The following is an 18,986-nucleotide window of genomic DNA, read 5'->3' on the forward strand; positions in this document are numbered from 1 at the left end:
AATCAATAATCCTTATATGCTGCCATTAACTCAGCTGAACAAACGACTTGCCCATCAACTTTAGCTACAGACTCCGCCGTGCAGATAATATTTTTCTGCTTAACCATACGTGACTCGATAACCAAAACATCTCCAGGAACGACTGGTCTTTTGACTCTAACCTTATCAATACCTGCCAGCATAAACGTTCTTCTTCCACCACCAGCTTTAGCAACAACATGAGCAAACAGTGTCTCAGCCATCAATTCACCAAGTATAGCAGTTGCCTGAGCCATAGCTTCTACAATTAAAACACCAGGCATGACTGGAAACTCCGGGAAGTGACCATTAAAAAAATCTTCATTTATCGTTACATTTTTATGGGCCACAATAGTTCTATCTTCAATACTCCAATCAACAATCTTATCTAAAAGAGCAAAAGGATACCTATGAGGTAAAATTTTTCTAATCCCCATTACATCTATTTGTTTATTTTTTTCATCAAACTGGCTCATGAATAATCCTTACTTATTTAACTTATCTTCTAATTGTTTTACTTTTTTAATCAAACTGTCGATTTTAGATAATCTCGCTACGAATCGTCCCCATTGAATCCTTGGCTTAGCTTCAAATGCAGCATAATACATCCCAGGTTGAGTAATCGATTTGCCTATGTTAGATGCTCCGCCAATAACTGCATTGTCACATATACTTATATGACCTGTTATCGCAGATTGTCCACCTATCAAACAATTATCACCAATAGTAGTACTCCCAGCTACTGCTGTAACACCTGCCAAGGCAGTATTTCGACCAATAACTACATTATGGGCTATCTGCACCAAATTATCAATACGAGCACCTTTTTTAATAATGGTATCATCGATAGCTCCCCTATCAACCGTAGTCCCTGAGCCAATCTCAACATCATCCTCTATTACAACTCTTCCTAACTGAGGAATCTTAGTCCAACTACCATCATCATCTCTGGCATTACCAAACCCATCACACCCAATCACTGCATTTTGGTGTATTATACAGTTAGCACCAATTTGAACATCATGAGCAATAGAAACATTACTCTTTATAAAAGTATCACTACCTATTTTAGTACCTTCATCAATAGTGGTGCATGCACCAATAAAAGTATTATCTCCAATAGTAACGTTTTCACCGACAACAGAGTTTGCTCCAATAGTAACATTTTCACCTATAACAGCACTTGAGGCTATTACAGCTTTACTATGTATTTTACCATCTGGCTTTGGTGACTTATCAAACAACTCCATAACTTTAGCCAATGCCATATATGGGTTTGATAAAACAACTGCATTTGTATTACAAAACTCTAAGGCTTCCTCTGTAATTAGCACAGCAGAAGCTTTAGTCTCTGATAGCGCCTTCAAATACTTAGGATTCGTGCAAAAAGAAATATCTCCGACACCTGCTTTCTCTAAAGTAGCTATCCTATTTATTTCAATACTCTTGTCACCCTTAACTTCACCATCTAGTTTCGAGGCCAAAAAATCTAAAGAATACATTCCAAAACTCCCCAAACAATTAAGAGTTCTTATTCATAATTTCAATTACTTGGTTTGATATATCATCAACATTATTTACATAAGCTAGCGCCTGAGTTGTCATAACAATATTATAACCCTTTTGTTTAGCAACTGTTGCTACCGCACTATCAAAAGATGCTTGGAATTTCTTAGATAACTTATCTTTTGCAGCATACTCTTTTTGCTGAAGAACTTGAGCTTTTTGAGCAAAGCTCTGTTGCTCTTGTTGAATCTGCTGCTGCTTCTTCTCCAGCTCAGCTTTTGTCATAGTAGCTGAATTTTCTTGAAGCGTTCTCATTTGTTGCATAATATCATTTTGCTCTTGCTTAAGCTTTGCTGCCTCTGGCTTTAAGTCATTTTCCATTTTCTTTACGCTAACTGATCCCAAATCAGAATCATTGAAGATCTCTACAGGGTTAACTACCGCTATCTTAGTATCTGCATATACTCCTGTCACAGCACTAGCCAAAACGCACAACGATAATACAATTTTTTTCATTTTAAGATCTCCCTTAATTTTTATTATATATTCAATAACAGATTCTAACACAATATTATAGACCTTGTTAAATCGTTTTGGTATTAGATTTCGATAAATATTTTCTAGATTAATTATTTTTTTTAGAAGTTTTGACCAAGTGAGAACTGGAAAACTTGCGTAACATCTCCAGGCTGAACATTAAACGGCTGTGCTATTGATACTGCCAAAGGACCCATTGGCGAAGCCCATCTAAACTCAACACCCACAGAATATTTAAGGTTAGTAAATGATGGAGTAGTCTCTTGTTTTGGCTGAGGTGCTACAACCCCTTTCAGATCATAAGTAGTATAAGTGTTACCTATGTCAACAAATGCACCTATTCGCATTTTTGAGCTATCTTTAATAAATGGTACTGGAAAAAGTAAATCATAGTTATTGTAGATATTAAGGTTACCACCAATTGAGTTACCTATTTGACCATTTTGTAAATTTATATCACGCGGACCTAAAGAACCTTGTAGGAAACCACGAACACTTCCCCAACCACCTCCGTAGAAGTTCTCATAAAAAGGTAAGTTATCAGTACCACCATATCCACCACCATACTGCACACCACCCCTGATAGTTAGAGCAGACATATCTGTATTTGGTATAGCTATATTATACTTACCTCCAACTTCAATCTTATAAGCTTCAATATTACTAATAACTGGTATGTTAACTGAGCCATTGATATCAAATGAGCCACCATCTGTAGCGAACATATATTTATTAGAATTATCAAAACTCCAACCAGCAGTTAAAGCAGGCTCATTAAAGCTATTTCTCCCACCTTGTTGCTGTATAAACCATTGTACAATTGATGAAGTAAACCCATTAGATTGGTTAACAGTATTATTTGCAAATGTTATACCCGCTGAAACGTTACTAAATGTTGATATTGGCACACCATACATTAGTCTTGCACCGATAGTATCTAATCGATATGCCGCAACCGCATTAGTTTTTGCAAAGTTTGATCTATTAATATAAGCTGAAATACTCTGACTAACTCCAGAAGTAGTAAAATAAGGATCAATATAACTTATATCTAATTGTTGGAATGGAATCGATAACTGCGCATTAAGGTTAAAGGTATTGCCGGTACCAAAAACGTTAGGCATATTAAGCCTACCACCAATCATGAAACCATATAAGTCCGAGAAACCTAAGCTTCCACTAACTGAGTTCGCATTTCTCTCTTTGATATTATAGTTGACATCAACCAAGTCATCAGAGCCCTCTACAGGCACAAGCTCCATATCTGCACCTGCGACGTATGGAAGCTGATCAAGCCTTCTTTGAGACTTATCTATGGCTTCTTTATTATACTGGCTTTGCTCATAGTACTGCAACTGCCTACGAAAAACATAATCATTGGTAACATTATTACCAAAGAAATTAACTCTATTTACGTATACTTTTTTACCGGCATCTACAACAAACTTGAAAGAAACTATACGCTTCTTCTTATCAATTGTCGGAATAGGGTTAACTGTAGCGAATGCATAACCTTTACTTCCCAACAAGGTTTTTATACTCTCAACCGTATCAACAAGCTTACTTTTAGAAAAAACCTCGCCTCGCTTTATTTTTATCAAAGATTCCAACTCAGACTTTGGTAAAATAAATTTTCCGGTCAAAGATACGTCACCAACCTTATATACATCACCTTCTGCAACATCAAGAGTGATATATGAATGCTCTCGATCCTTAGACATTGATGCTTGCTTAGATGTAACTTTAAAATCAAGATAACCTCTATCAAGATAATAATTAGTTACCCCTTGAACAGATTGATTCATACCTTCAGGAGAGTAACTATCAAACGACGACAAAAAGCCCCACAAATTCCATATAGATGGAACTTCGAAGGCCATACTACTATCTAATTCTGAATCATCAAAGTTTTTATTACCTACAAAATTTATAGAATCAATAGTTGCAGGCTTCCCTTCTTTAAAGGTAATGTTTATATCAATCCTATTATTAGGGAGTTTTCTAATATTTTCATCAACCTCTGCACCATATAGGCCCATCATAGAGTATTGATTTAGTAGTGACTGCTTAAGCAAAAACATCGTATTAGGGTTATATACATTACCAACATATATACCCGCATCAGTAAAGACCTTTTCCAGATCTTCTTTTTTAAGTTTTTTATTTCCTGTGAAATTAAAACCAGCAATAATTGGTCTCTCTTTAACATTAATAAAGAGGTTACTACCCTTACGATATAGATCAACACTATTAAAAAATCCTGTACCGTAAAGATTATTAATAATTTGGTTTGTATCTTCTGGAGTGATATAACTACCTTTCTTATAGCCAATTCGGCTCTTTACCACATCACTCTGTAAACCTTCCAAACCTTTTATGGAAACATTGTCTAATATAAAACTGTCATTATCTGCCCAGCTATTTAATGCAATACCCATAAGAAGAGAGGCTAATACAAACTTCTTTCTCAAAAAAAACACTCAATTTACCCCAAAACAGAATCCACATATTCTCGAGTCTTTCTATCTATTTCAAAAACTTCTTCTATATTTGTTGGATTCTCAAAAATCAACTCTTTTGTTACTTTTTTATTTACTTCTATTATATCTAAATACTTAATTCTTTCGTTTAAAAACGCTGCCACTAAAACTTCATTTGCAGCGTTAAAAACAATATTTGCTGAATAATTTTCACTCTTTAAATTATCAAAAACTATTTTCAAAGCCTCGAATCTGTCAAAACATGCTTCCCTAAAAGTAAGCTCATATTTTGTAAAATCCAATCTATCAACATTAATCGACCCTCTAACTGGGTAATACATTGCGTTTGCTATAGGTGTTCTCATATCTGGTACACCTAATTGCGCTATATAACTACCATCCACATATCTAACCATAGAGTGGATTACACTTTGAGGATGAATCAGAACGCTTATTCTATCAGCTGAAACAGAAAAAAGCCAATATGCCTCGATAACTTCTAGTGCTTTATTTACCATAGTAGATGAATCGACTGATATTTTTTGCCCCATTTCCCAGTTAGGATGAGCACAAGCCTGCGCAGGTGTGATATCAATCAAATCACATAACTCTTTATCCCTAAAAGGCCCACCAGATGCTGTCAAAACTATTTCACTAATCTCTTTAGTATATTTCTTATCTGAGTTGTCAATACATTGAAATATAGCATTATGCTCACTATCCACAGGTATAAGCTGAGCATTATTTTTCTCAACTTCTTCAATTAAAAGATGTCCAGCTGTTACAAGAGACTCCTTATTTGCAAGCAAAATTTTCTTGCCTGCTCTAGCCGCAGCAAAGGTAGGCTTAAGACCTGCTATGCCGACTATAGCAGACATCACCAAATCGACTTCTACCGCACTTGAAACTTCCTCTAAAGCACTTTCACCAACCAAAACAGTAACATCAGATATCAGGGCTTGTAATTGTTGCTTTTTAGGTAAATCCGAAACTACAACAAATTTTGGTGAAAATTCTTCACATAATCTCGCCAACTTTTCTACATTACTAAAAGCTGATAACGCATAAACCTCAAAGTCATTACTCTCTCTAATTACAGCTAATGTACTATCACCTATTGAACCTGTAGCACCCAGTATAGTTACCTTTTTCTTTAGCATATTAATTTATTCACTCTGCTCTGTTGCTTCAGAAATTTCTACATCATCACTATCAACTTCATCATCTTTTTTAACTACTTTTAGACTTATAAGCCTTTCATTATTCCTAAGATTAATAAGTCTAACACCCTGAGCAGAACGTCCACATTCTCTAACTTGATCAGATGAAGTCCTAACCAGAGTTCCATTATCGGTAATCATGACTATATCTTCATCATTACCAACCAAAACAGCAACAACAACTTTACCATTTCTATCAGAGGTTGATATAGCTATTACACCTTGACTAGCTCTTTTAGTTCTACGATATTCTGATACTGCAGTACGTTTACCATAACCATTCTCAGTTGCTGCCAAGACAACGCCCTCATCAGGATTTGTTACGATCATAGAGACTATTTTTTGATCAGCATGTAAACGCATACCAGTTACACCAGCAGCCGAGCGCCCCATAGCTCTAACATCTGACTCACCAAAACGAATTGCCTTACCCGCATCTGAGAACATCATAATTTCCTTAGAACCATCTGTAAGAGCAACATATGACAGTTCATCACCGTCATTTAATCCAATTGCTATCTTACCTGTAGAACGAGGTCTCGCAAACTCTGATAAATCAACTTTTTTAACCCTACCAAGCTTAGTTGACATAAACACATACCAACCTTCTGTAAACTCAGAAATTGGCATTAAAGCGGTTATTCTTTCATTCTTATCAAGTGGTAAAATATTATTAATAGGTCGACCTTTAGAAATTCTACTTGCTACAGGGAAATCATATACTTTTGACCAGTACACTCGGCCCAAACTAGAGAAACAAAGCATTGTGTCATGAGTCGAAGCAAGCATTAATTTAAAGATACTATCTTCTTCTTTAGTCTTAGTTGCAGACTTACCAACACCACCACGTTTTTGAGCATTATACATACTAAGCGGTTGAGTTTTAACATAACCATCCATTGACAAAGTCACAACCATGTCTTCTTCTGCTATAAGATCTTCTCTTGTAAGATCAAGTCTTGATTCTATAATCTCAGACTTCCTTGTATCACCGTAGTTATCTCTGATTTCAACAAGCTCCTCTTTCACAACACGAATCAGCTCATTCACATCACTCAAGATACCTATTAGATACTTAATTCTTTCAATAAGTTCTTTAAACTCGTTAGTAATTTTATCCTGCTCCAAACCTGTTAATCTATGCAATCTTAAAGCAAGTATTGCCTCAGCCTGCTCTTCTGTAAGATTGTAAGAGCTATCAACTTGAATACCATAGTGAGATGCTAATGTTTCTTTACGATACATCTTAACATCAACTCCCTCAAGCATACTCTTAACCATAGAACCATTCCATGATCTAGCAAGCATTGATTCTTTTGCATCGGCAGGACTTGGAGAAGCCTTAATAAGCTCAATCATCTCATCAATATTAGCCAACGAAAGCAATAAGCCTTCTAATATATGCGCACGTTCCTTTGATTTTCTTAACTCAAAAATTGTTCTTCTTGTAACAACTTCTTTTCTGTGTTTAATGAACTGCTCTAATATTTCCTTAAGATTAAGTAACTTAGGTCTATTGTCGCTTAGTGCCACCATATTTATACCAAAACTACACTGTAGCTGAGTTTGAGCATATAAAGTATTTAAAACAACTTCTGGAGACTCATCTCTCTTAAGGTCAATAACAACCCTAATACCATCTTTATCCGATTCATCTCTTAATTCAGATATACCTGTTACTTTCTTATCTTTTACAAGTTCCGCTATTTTTTCAACTAGTTTGGCTTTGTTAACCTGATATGGTATTTCTGTAACCACAATCTGAGACTTGCCAGAAGCTTCATCTTCATGAATATCAGCTTTGGCACGCATAATAACGCGCCCACGACCAGTCTTATACGCCTCCAAGATACCATCAGTACCATTTATGTAAGACCCAGTAGGAAAATCTGGTGCAGGAATATATTGAATCAAATCCTCTATAGTTAATTTTGAGTCATCAATCAAAGCTATAGTACCATTAATAACCTCTGTCATATTGTGCGGAGGAATATTTGTCGCCATACCCACAGCAATACCTGATGACCCATTGACTAAAAGATTTGGAACTCTAGTCGGTAAAACATCAGGAACCAATTCTGTATTATCATAGTTTGGAGAAAAATCTACAGTTTCTTTGTCTATATCAATCAAAAGCTCATGCGTCAGCTTCTGCATTCTAATCTCAGTATAACGCATAGCTGCAGGAGAATCGCCATCTACAGAACCAAAGTTACCTTGCCCATCTACCAACGTATAACGTAGAGAAAATGGCTGAGCCATTCTAACGATAGTATCATATACCGCAGTATCACCATGTGGATGATACTTACCTATCACATCACCGACAACCCTAGCAGACTTCTTATATGGTCTATTGTAATAATTAGACAACTCATTCATTGCAAAAAGCACTCGGCGGTGAACTGGCTTCAAACCATCTCTCACATCTGGCAAGGCACGACCAACGATCACACTCATTGCATAATCAAGATATGATTGTTTAAGTTCTTTCTCTATATTTATAGATGATGATTCTTTAGTAGGTATAGACATTACTTATCGCTTATTACAAAGATAAAACATATAGCTGACATTCTAACACATTCAATAGCAAAAAGCACTCTTTAGAGACCGCACTAAGCCTAAGCAAGAACCAAACACTTACGTAGTAACATTATCCAAACAACATCTATCAAATTTTGATAAGGACTATCAATATATGATAAATTAGCAACTCTAATTTTAATATATAATATGTCCACAAAATTCCAAACATGAAATATTACATTATTTTGAGGAGATTACTAAATATGAAAAAAATTATCATAAGCTCAATATTAGCATCACTGGCACTACCAGTAGCATCACTAGCAAACACATCGCTCAAAGAAGGCGAAGTTGCTTATCACAACACATTCCCCTTCAGCAAATCAGCAACTTACGATATTTTTACTACAAATACTGAATACGCAAATACTGTAATAATGTCTAATACCATTGCTGGTGTTATGTACGGATATTTAATTAAACAAAAATATCCTGACATGAAATTCAACAAAGATTACTTATATGGCTCATTAATCGGGCAACTAATGCAAGAGTCAGACATGACGACTCAGATTAACAAAGATTTTAAACCAAATGATTCTGATCAGTTAATCCAGAACGAAACTTATGCCAATATTCTTTTATCAAAAGGACAAGGTGGTCCTTATCAAATCAATGACTATTCAAAAAGGTTACCAGGAGTAGGACAAGAAGGATCACTTGGTCTAGTAAACTACAACTCTATTGCAAAGGTTTTAGGCTACTCTATCGAAGATCAGGATAGTGGTAAGCAAACTGACAGCCAAGGACCTAAAGCTTTAGACAATATATATGCAGGACCAATGATTACGACATTCTATCATTTCAATGATATCAACAGGATGAATGTTAATGCTTCTAATGACTGGTTTGTGTATCACCAACAATGGAAAGACTGTTTAGCTAACTCTCAAAAAAGTGATGCTAGTGGCTTAAACTTCCCATTTGTTATGAATGTTGTATACAATGCTGGTTCATACAGTCCAGTACTTAAAACATACCTAGATATTTGTGCAAACGGGTCTACAGATTCAAAAGAATACAAAAATATGAACAACTGGATGTTAGACACAATCACTTATCAAACTAAAGTAGGTGCTGAAAAGCCTAATGATGGTGAAGCAACATACTATCGCTATCCTAGACAAGTATCTTTCTATATCAATCAGATATTTAATAACAACAATGCAAAGCTAGAAAAAACTGAACTTCAAGTCAACAATGAAGTAATATTCAAAATTGAAAGGCTTAAAGCAGTATTTGGAATGGTAATGCACAAACTATCCTATAGAAATAGCAATGATGAACTTAAGTATATTAATATTTCAGATGCTAATACAGCTTTTGATCAAGCCATAAAACAACTAAAAATAACAGAAACTGAACTAAGCTTCTCAAATACTCCTAAGACAAAAAATCAACAGAGACTAGTAATCTATAAAATCATCAACAAAGCCATTGCCAATTTAGCAAAAAATGACAACATAGATTTCACAGCAATATATGACAAGCAGCCTGGTCCTGGACCACAACCTGGCCCAACACCAAAGCCACAGTATAAGTATCCTGATGGTATTGGTGAATATGTAGCTGGTACAGTTGTTAGCGCAGGTGATAGCACATACCAATGTAAAGTCGCAAACTGGTGCAACGATTCCACATATTCTCCAGTGGGTGATTACTCTGACTCAGCATGGCAAAATCTAAATCCTCAACCAACTCCTCCAGTTCCAGAAGGTGACTGGGATCCTAAGAAAACATATGTTGAAGGTGATTTTGCAAAAGTGAATGGAATAAATTACAAATCTAATTTTTGGAATAAAAATAAAAATCCAGAAGATAATAACTGTGAGTACGGTTGCCCTTGGACAAAACAGTAACTTTAAAACTCAAAATATCTCTTAAACATAAAACGCTTTAACACCCAAATAACTTTCATTACTAGCAACACACAGCACTAAAATGATATACTTTGAGAAAGCTTATTAACAAATAAACTTAAATTTAAGGGAAATGACTTTTATGAAAAAGATACTAGTAGCATTAACAGCTATAATAACCCTAATATCATACGGATTTTGCGACGATGTAAAACAAAAATGTAAAATCGAATCATGCGAACTTAGCATAACTCATGCAGAAGTAAAAGAAACCAAAGGCAATAATACAGCTATAAAAATGCACATTAAGAATAGCGGTAATGAAACTGTTGATATTATCGCAGCATATTCGCCAGTGGACACCCAAACACAACTTCACCATTTTGTAACAGTCGGCAATAAACGTGTAATGAAGCAAATCAAGACAATTGAAATATATCCTCATAATAGTGTTGATCTGTCATATCAAGAGTTACATGTAATGCTAATAGGCCTTAAACAAAAAATCACAAAAGGTCAAAAAATACCTGTAATGCTAATCTTAGAAGATGGTAGCACACTTTCAACAACCGCAATAGTCGACTAATTTTCCCCTTATAATTTCCAATCTACAGGATTGAGACCTTTTGAAGTCAAATATTGATTAGCTTTCACAAAATGATTACAACCTTCAAATCCTCTATATACAGATAGAGGCGATGGATGTGATGATTCAAGAATTAAGTGCTTAGTATCATCAATAAGATTTTTTTTCTTACGAGCATGTGAGCCCCACAGCATAAACACAACATTTAGCTTATTGTTAGATATCTTTTGAATTACAGCATCTGTAAAAATCTCCCAACCAATATCTTTATGTGAATTAGCCTTATGAGCTTCTACCGTAAGTGTCGTGTTTAGCAGAAATACTCCTTGCTTTGCCCAATTTATCAGACAACCATGCTCAGGAATCTTAAATTCTGCGATACTGCGCTCTAATTCTTTGTAAATATTACGTAGTGATGGTGGAACATCAATTCCTTTCTGCACAGAAAAAGCAAGTCCATGGGCTTGATTATAATTATGATAAGGATCTTGCCCCAAAATTACGACCTTTAAATCATCTAGCTCGGTATACTTAAAAGCACTAAAAACATTTTCTTTTGTAGGAAAAATAATTTTACCAACAGATGTTTCACTAGCCAAAAACTCTAATATTTTCTTAAAATAAGGTTTCTGCTTTTCTTCTGCTAAGATATCTGACCAATTCACTTTTTATATTCTATAAATCCTATAACTTATAAAATTATAACAAAATGAAAATACAGTAAGATAAAAATATAAGATTAATATTTAATTAGAGAGGTTTATTTTTTCTTCTTTTGAGGAGGAAGATCTGTTGCAGTACCTTCAAACACTTCCGTAGCCATCATCAAGCTCTCAGATAGGGTTGGATGTGGATGTACTGTAAGAGCTATATCTTCAGCATCACAGCCCATTTCAATAGCAAGAGCAGCTTCAGAAATAAGCTCACCAGCATTAGTACCAACGATAGAAGCACCGATAATCTTATGATTCTCATCAAATAGAACCTTAGTCATACCTTCTGTTCTATCGATACTTAGCGATCTACCACTCGCTGCCCACGGGAATACACCTTTTTCGTATTTAATACCCTTAGTTTTTGCAGAAGTCTCTGTCTCACCAACCCAAGCAACTTCAGGGTCAGTATAAGCAACTGAAGGAATCACTAACGGATCAAAACTATGGTTCAGACCAGAAATAACTTCTGCAGCTGTTCTTCCCTCTGGCACAGCTTTATGAGCAAGCATAGGCTGACCAACAATATCTCCAATTGCGTAGATATGTGGTACATTTGTACGAAGCTGTTTATCCACTGCAATGAAACCTCTTTCATCAACATTTACACCAGCTTTCTCAGCATCGATAAGCTTACCGTTAGGCTTACGACCTATAGCCATAAGAACCCTATCATAACGCTCATCTTTTGCTGGATGATCACCTTCCATAGTTACATAGATACCATCTTTTTTAGCTTCCATAGCTGTAACACCTGTTTTCAAGCGAACATCATACTGACTATTCACTTTTTGGTATGCTTTAACCAAGTCCTTATCCACACCATTCATAAGTTGATCAGCAAATTCCACTACAGTGATCTTTGTACCAAGTTCAGAGTAAACTTGCGCCATCTCAAGACCGATGATACCACCACCCACTACAAGCATAGTTTCAGGGATCTCTTTCATCTCAAGAGCACCAGTAGAGTCGATAATTCTGTCATCTTCAGGCACAAACGGTAAGTTTATAACACTTGACCCAGCAGCGATAATACAATTATCAAATGCAATTTTTGTAACCTTACCATCTGCAGCTTCTACAGCCAACTCTTTATCAGAAGTAAATTTACCATAACCCTGTACGATTTTTACTTTACGCATCTGAGCCATGCCTTTTAGACCACCAGTAAGCTTACCGATCACACCATCTTTATATTTCAATAGATTTTCTCTATTAATATTAAGACCACCCATCTCGATTATACCTAGAGACTCTAAGTGGCGAGCTTCATTGATAACTTTAGCAATATGCAACATAGCTTTTGAAGGGATACACCCAACATTTAGGCACACACCTCCAATCTCAGCATATCTCTCAACCAAAACCACTTCTAGACCTAAATCTGCAGCCCTAAATGCCGCACTATACCCACCAGGACCACTACCTAGCACTACTAATTGTGTTTTAATATCACTCATTTTAAAACTCCGTATTTACATTATGATTTCACGTAAATCAGATAAAATCTGACTATATCTTGTCAAGAACTTAGCAGCTAGTGCACCATCAATAACCCTATGATCTGCTGACATAGATAGTGGCAACATAGTTCTAGGTTCAAATTCTTTACCATTCCAAATTGGCTTAACAGCTGTCTTAGATACACCCATAATAGCAACTTCAGGCATATTTATAATTGGTGTAAATGCTGTAGTACCTAACACTCCGATACTTGAAATAGTAAATGTAGCACCAGACATATCCTTAGATCCCAATTTACCATCACGAGCCTTACCAGCTAGTTCCATAATATCTTTTGATATTTCTATAATACCTTTCTTATCAGCATCCTTGATAACTGGAACCATAAGACCAGCTGGAGTATCTGCAGCAAAACCAATATTGTAATATTTCTTCAATATTAAATTCTCACCATCATTTGATAATGAGCTGTTCATTCTTGGGAACTCTTGTAGAGCCACAGCAGCAGCTTTTACCAAGAATGATAATGGAGTAATCTTAACACCCATTTTCTCAGCAAAACCTTTTTTAGCTTTTCTAAACTCTTCAAGATCTGTAACATCCGCATCATCGTAGAAAGTTACATGAGGGATTTTTACCCAGTTTCTATGTAAGTTTTTCGCACTGATTTTATTGATGCGAGTTAGAGGCTGAGTTTCAATCTCACCAAATTTAGAGAAATCAACAACTGGATCATCTAAAAGATCCAAACCACTTCCACTTGCAGCAACTTTACCAGTCTGGACCTGTGTTACAGCATGCTTGATATAATTATAACAGTCTTCTTTCGTTACACGACCCTTACGACCAGTTGCTTTGACCTTACTTAAATCAACATTCAAGATTCTGGCTAGTTTTCTAACAGCTGGTGAAGCGTGAGCATTAGAGTTATCTACCGCATACTCATTTACGCTACTTTGCGCTACTGGTGCAGGAGCTGGTTTTACCGATTCTTGCTTAGGCGCTTCAGATTTAGCCGCTTGACTAGGAGCTGCAGCAGGAGCTGAACCTTGTGTTTTGACTTTAAGAATTAGAGTACCTTGAGCAACTTTATCACCTACTTTTGTGATAACTTCTGTAACTTCTCCAGCCACAGGAGATGGAACTTCCATACTAGCTTTGTCTGTCTCTAAAGTAATTAAAGAGTCTTCTTCTTCCACCTTATCACCAACAGCTACAGCCACTTCAATCACATCAACACTATCATAATCACCGATATCTGGAACTTCAACATCTACAATCTGTCCTGATGCTGACACAGGTGCTTCTTGAGGAGCCTGTTCTTGAGCAGATGCTGAGTCAGATGCACTAGCAACCTTAAGTATTAGATCACCCTCACCGACTTTATCGCCAACTTTAACAGCTATTTCAGTAATCTTACCGGCAGCAGATGATGGTACTTCCATACTAGCTTTATCTGTTTCTAAAGTAATTAAAGAGTCTTCTTCAGCAATCTCATCACCAACTTTAACAGCTATCTCAATAATTTCAGCAGCATCATAGTCACCAATATCTGGGACTTTGACATCTACAGTTTGTGAAGATTGTTGGCTTACAGGCGCTGCAGGTGCAGCTGCTTCTTGCTTAAGCTTTTCTGCTGACGCTTGACCTTCAACTTCGACTTCCATAATTGCCGAACCCTCAGCCACCTTATCACCAACTTTTACAGTTAGTTTAACAATTTTTCCAGCTACTGGAGACGGAACCTCCATACTAGCTTTATCAGTTTCTAATGTGATTAAAGAATCTTCTTCAGCGATAACATCACCTTCAGCAACATTCACTTCAATCACATCAACACTATCATAATCCCCAATATCAGGAACCTTAACTATCTCTACAGACATTTATATCTCCTTACCGATTAGCTATATAATGGAGCTACGCGCTCTGGGTCTATATTGTATTTTTTAATTGCTTCTTTAACTTCACTAGCTTTAACTTTACCATCAAGTGATAAAGCATATAAAGATGCAACAACCACGTGATATCTATCAACCTCAAAGAAGCTTCTTAGAGCTTCGCGAGTATCAGATCTACCAAAACCATCAGTACCTAAGTTAACATAAGTCTGTGGTATAAATTCTCTTAGCTGATCTGTGTATAGCTTGATATAATCAGTAGAAGCGATCACAGGACCTTGCTCATTCTTCAAGCATTTCTCAATATAACTTTCTTTTCTCTCAGCATCTGGATGAAGCATATTTTCTCTTGCTACTTTTTTAGCTTCTCTATGAAGTTCATTAGCAGAAGTCATACTCCATACATTTGAAGTAATACCATACTCATCTTTCAGCATCTTAGCAGCTGCTTCAACTTCTCTCAATATAGAGCCTGAGCCTAGCAACTGTACATGCTTATCAGCTGGCTTAGTATCTTCAAGCTTATATAAGCCCTTAATGATACCTTCTTCACAACCTTCTGGCATAGCTCTGTGAGAATAATTCTCATTCATCACAGTAATATAGTAGTAAACATGCTCACCTCTAACATACATTCTATTCATCCCTTCGCCAAGAATCACAGCTAACTCATAAGCATAAGTAGGGTCATAAGAGATACAGTTAGGAATAAGACCAGCTTGGATATGGCTGTGACCATCTTCATGTTGTAAACCTTCACCATTTAGAGTTGTACGACCAGATGTACCACCTATCACAAAACCTTTTGCCATAGAGTCACCAGCTGCCCATGCAAGATCTCCAAATCTTTGGAAACCAAACATAGAGTAGTAAATCATGAAAGGAATCATTGGCACTTTATGTACACTATAAGAAGTAGCTGCTGCTATCCACGAACAGAATCCACCTTGCTCGTTGATACCTTCTTGTAGGATCTGACCATCTTTGGCTTCTTTATAGAACATTACCTGTTGCTTATCTTCTGGTACATATTGTTGACCTTTAGGATTATAGATACCTAATTGTCTAAACAAACCTTCCATACCAAAAGTACGCGACTCATCCACAGTGATTGGGACAATATGCTTACCTAACTTCTTATCTTTTGCTAAATGAGATAATATTCTCACGAAAGCAGTAGTAGTAGAGAACTCTCTATCGCCACTATCATCTAATAAGTTTTTAGCAAAGTCTTGAACACTTGGAATTTCTAGCGCTTCATTATTTTCTAATCTCTTAGGAATATATCCACCCAAATCTTTTCTCTTAGAGTGAAGATATTTCATTTCTGGAGAATCTTCTGGCAATGAAACAAGCTTATAATTCTCTACATCTTCTTTAGTTGCAGGGACATCAAATCTATTCTTGATATGCTCAAGAGCATCTGTATCAAGTTTTTTAACATTATGAGCAATATTCTTAGACTCGCCCCACTCTCCTAAGCCATAACCTTTAACAGTCATAGGTAAGATAAGTGTTGGTTTACCATTTGATTGCTCAACAGCTTTTTTATATGCTGCATATATCTTGACAGGATCATGTCCTCCTCGACGCAATGCCTGGATATCATCGTCTGTCATATCCTTAGCCAAGGCTTCAAGATCTTCGTCACCACTAAATACTACTCGACGACACTCAGCACCACCATGAGCCTTGATTGTATGGAATTGACCATCATTTAGTTCACTCAACCTTTGAGCAAGCTTTTTGCCGCCTTTTTGATCTTGTAGTAACCTATCCCAATCACTACTCCACAATACTTTGATAACATTCCAGCCAGCGCCAGCGAATACATCTGCTAGTTCTTCAACGATATTGCCATTACCATTTACAAGACCATCTAATCTTTGTAAGTTACAGTTAACTACAAAAATTAAGTTATCTAAACCTTCGCGCCCTGCTCTAGTGATAGAACCAATTGACTCCGGCTCATCCATCTCACCATCGCCACAGAATGCCCAAACACGACGATCAGAAGTTTCAGCCAAACCTCTAGCCTCAAGATACTTCATAAATCTAGCCTGATAAATAGCTTGCAGTGGACCGAGACCCATTGATACTGTTGGGAACTGCCAATACGTAGGCTGTAAATATGGGTGCGGATAAGAAGAAACAGCATTCTCTTTATCAAAAGCTTGTCTTCTAAAATTCTCTAGTTGCTGTTTAGTAATTCTACCTTCCAGATACGAACGAGCATATACAATTGGAGAAAGGTGTCCTTGGTAGAAAATCAAATCACCAGCATGATTCTCATTTGGAGCTTTCCAAAAATGATTGAAACCAACTTCATATAAAGTCATAGCACCAGCACCAGTACCAATATGACCTCCAATAGAACCCTCTCTCTTGTTAGCGGATGCAACTATTACAGCAGAGTTCCATCTATTGATAGCTTCGATTCTTTGCTCAATTTCCATATCACCAGGATAACTTGGTTGTTCAGAAACATCTATAGAGTTTATATATCTCTTAACTTTTGCTGTTGAGTAAGCACTCTCTATTCCAAGTTCAGTACCCTTACTAAGTAGTTGTTCAAATAAAAACTTAGCTCTATCAGCACCCTCTCTTTTAATGACATCTTCAAAAGCCTCAAGCCACTCTTGGGTTTCTAAAACATCAATATCTTTAGTGAAATCCGACATCCTTTATCCTCCGAATTAATCGAATATTAACGAAAATAAAACTTAACCACTCGATTATAAGTTAATCTATAAATAACATCAACCATATAACAGAACAGTTGGGTGTTTAATAGCCACCCCTTACAGATACAGAACTCCAAAAACTCGTAGTCAACCTTTTAACTCATCTAATATTTACTTCAAACCTTTCGATTTTAAAGCAGAAAGTCAATATTATCCTCATTATCAAACGAATCTAATACATAATCAAAATTGACAGAAAAGCCAATCACCTTAAATACTTCTGCAAGCTTGTCATTGAGTAGAAGTTCTTTAATATCATTAGCATATCTTAATTGATCTTTGGAATTAAGGTTCTTAAAGACATCTTCAAAAACATCAACAACACTAGCTCTTTTTAAAAAGTTTGCTTGTGTCATATAACCATCAAGTTGAAAACCGCTCTCCACAGCTGCCTCAGCAACAGCTGTAAAGTCAACATGCGCAGTAATATCTTGTTGTCCTATATTTATAAATGGATCAAAATTAACTTTATGCTGATAGTAACAAGCCAAAGTCCCCATGCTTCTTTCTTTTGAATAGTATAAATCTCTGTGATAGCCATAATCACATAAGAACACCATCCCTCTATCTAAAGTAGCGCACAAAGATTTGACCCATGGACGTATCCAAGTATTAATTTCACTTACATAACCATCCTCAAAAATCACTCCATCACTTTTAATCTTATTTAGTTCATAGTTAAACCGAGCATCATTTTCGGGTACATCAACAAGTTCAAATTTACCATTAACAAAATCCACACCTTGCTGTATTAATTGACTATCCTGGACTCTAAAAATATCCACTGGCATTGCATCTAAAACCTCATTGGCAAAAATTACAGCTTTAAGCTTATATTGAGGAAGCTCTGCAAACCACTCAAATCTGTCATATAGTTCTGGAATATTTTTCCTTATGCTCTCTTGCTGTCTGGACTTCAAGTCATTACTTAATTCAATTATTATATATTTTTGAGGCAGAACCCCTAAATCACTAAGCTCTCGCATACAGTCAGTAGCAAATTTACCATTACCAGCACCAAACTCTATAATATTACAATCACTACCCAATTCAGACAGAACTAATGCAAATTGTCTTGCTAATGTACGCGCAAATAAAGATGTTTGAGATGTCGCAGTGATAAAATCTCCAGATGAAGATATTTTTTCTTTCGAACCCGAATAATAACCAAGCTCAGGATAATATAAAGCCAGCTGCATAAAATCTCTAAATAAAAATGGATTGCTGCTAGACTTTATTTTTTTTAGAATTATATTTTCAATAGACACAAAATCATAATTATTTTCAGTAAAAATATAGTTATTTTAAGTTTAAAATGGATTTTAATCAAAAAAATGTATGACTTTCTTAGAAAAAAATATTAAAATCT

13 protein-coding genes are annotated in these 18,986 nt (G+C 36.0%); 2 read left to right on the plus strand and 11 right to left on the minus strand.

What is annotated here, in order from left to right; genetic code table 11:
* Positions 1-2 precede the first annotated feature (2 nt).
* From fabZ to gyrA, 6 genes are all read right to left on the minus strand, one after another.
* Positions 3-494 (minus strand): 3-hydroxyacyl-ACP dehydratase FabZ, encoded by a 492-nt coding sequence (gene fabZ / locus FQ699_RS01060; RefSeq protein ID WP_013922562.1) that lies wholly within the window; start codon positions 492-494, stop codon positions 3-5.
* Positions 495-503: 9 nt separating this feature from the next.
* Positions 504-1,520 (minus strand): UDP-3-O-(3-hydroxymyristoyl)glucosamine N-acyltransferase, encoded by a 1,017-nt coding sequence (gene lpxD / locus FQ699_RS01065; protein WP_013922561.1) that lies wholly within the window; start codon positions 1,518-1,520, stop codon positions 504-506.
* A gap of 19 nt (positions 1,521-1,539) precedes the next feature.
* Positions 1,540-2,040 carry an OmpH/Skp family outer membrane protein gene (locus tag FQ699_RS01070; protein WP_146420764.1) on the minus strand — a complete coding sequence of 167 codons (501 nt, stop codon included), beginning with the start codon at positions 2,038-2,040 and terminating at the stop codon, positions 1,540-1,542.
* 122 nt (positions 2,041-2,162) lie between these two features.
* Positions 2,163-4,541 carry an outer membrane protein assembly factor BamA gene (bamA, locus tag FQ699_RS01075; RefSeq protein ID WP_013922559.1) on the minus strand — a complete coding sequence of 793 codons (2,379 nt, stop codon included), beginning with the start codon at positions 4,539-4,541 and terminating at the stop codon, positions 2,163-2,165.
* Positions 4,542-4,546: 5 nt separating this feature from the next.
* Entirely contained in the window at positions 4,547-5,701 is a 1,155-nt protein-coding gene (gene dxr, locus FQ699_RS01080) for a 1-deoxy-D-xylulose-5-phosphate reductoisomerase (RefSeq protein ID WP_146420765.1), read from the minus strand.
* A gap of 6 nt (positions 5,702-5,707) precedes the next feature.
* On the minus strand, positions 5,708-8,296 hold the full coding sequence (gene gyrA, locus FQ699_RS01085) for a DNA gyrase subunit A (RefSeq protein WP_146420766.1): 2,589 nt from the start codon (positions 8,294-8,296) through the stop codon (positions 5,708-5,710).
* A gap of 257 nt (positions 8,297-8,553) precedes the next feature.
* On the opposite strand from gyrA, the gene FQ699_RS01090 reads away from it, so the two are divergent.
* Both FQ699_RS01090 and FQ699_RS01095 read left to right on the plus strand, forming a co-directional pair.
* A complete protein-coding gene (locus FQ699_RS01090) occupies positions 8,554-10,209 on the plus strand; it encodes a chitin-binding protein (RefSeq protein WP_146420767.1) in 1,656 nt (551 codons plus the stop codon).
* Positions 10,210-10,351: 142 nt separating this feature from the next.
* Positions 10,352-10,795, plus strand: coding sequence for a copper chaperone PCu(A)C (locus tag FQ699_RS01095; RefSeq protein WP_013922554.1), 444 nt, complete (start codon positions 10,352-10,354; stop codon positions 10,793-10,795).
* 8 nt (positions 10,796-10,803) lie between these two features.
* Here FQ699_RS01095 and ung read toward each other — a convergent pair whose 3' ends face one another.
* From ung to FQ699_RS01120, 5 genes are all read right to left on the minus strand, one after another.
* Positions 10,804-11,460: a uracil-DNA glycosylase gene (gene ung, locus FQ699_RS01100; RefSeq protein ID WP_146420768.1), complete on the minus strand. Its 657-nt coding sequence runs from the start codon at positions 11,458-11,460 to the stop codon at positions 10,804-10,806.
* 95 nt (positions 11,461-11,555) lie between these two features.
* Complete coding sequence (lpdA, locus tag FQ699_RS01105; RefSeq protein WP_146420769.1) at positions 11,556-12,968, minus strand: dihydrolipoyl dehydrogenase; 1,413 nt, start codon at positions 12,966-12,968, stop codon at positions 11,556-11,558.
* Between the two features lie 15 nt (positions 12,969-12,983).
* Positions 12,984-14,858 (minus strand): pyruvate dehydrogenase complex dihydrolipoyllysine-residue acetyltransferase, encoded by a 1,875-nt coding sequence (gene aceF / locus FQ699_RS01110; RefSeq protein WP_146420770.1) that lies wholly within the window; start codon positions 14,856-14,858, stop codon positions 12,984-12,986.
* Between the two features lie 17 nt (positions 14,859-14,875).
* The gene (aceE, locus tag FQ699_RS01115) at positions 14,876-17,554 is read right to left on the minus strand and encodes a pyruvate dehydrogenase (acetyl-transferring), homodimeric type (protein WP_146420771.1); all 2,679 of its coding nucleotides are present in this window, start codon (positions 17,552-17,554) and stop codon (positions 14,876-14,878) included.
* A gap of 194 nt (positions 17,555-17,748) precedes the next feature.
* Positions 17,749-18,885 carry a class I SAM-dependent methyltransferase gene (locus tag FQ699_RS01120; RefSeq protein WP_146420772.1) on the minus strand — a complete coding sequence of 379 codons (1,137 nt, stop codon included), beginning with the start codon at positions 18,883-18,885 and terminating at the stop codon, positions 17,749-17,751.
* Positions 18,886-18,986 lie beyond the last annotated feature (101 nt).

The sequence above is a fragment of the Francisella salimarina genome, assembly GCF_007923265.1.
Taxonomy (GTDB): domain Bacteria; phylum Pseudomonadota; class Gammaproteobacteria; order Francisellales; family Francisellaceae; genus Francisella; species Francisella salimarina.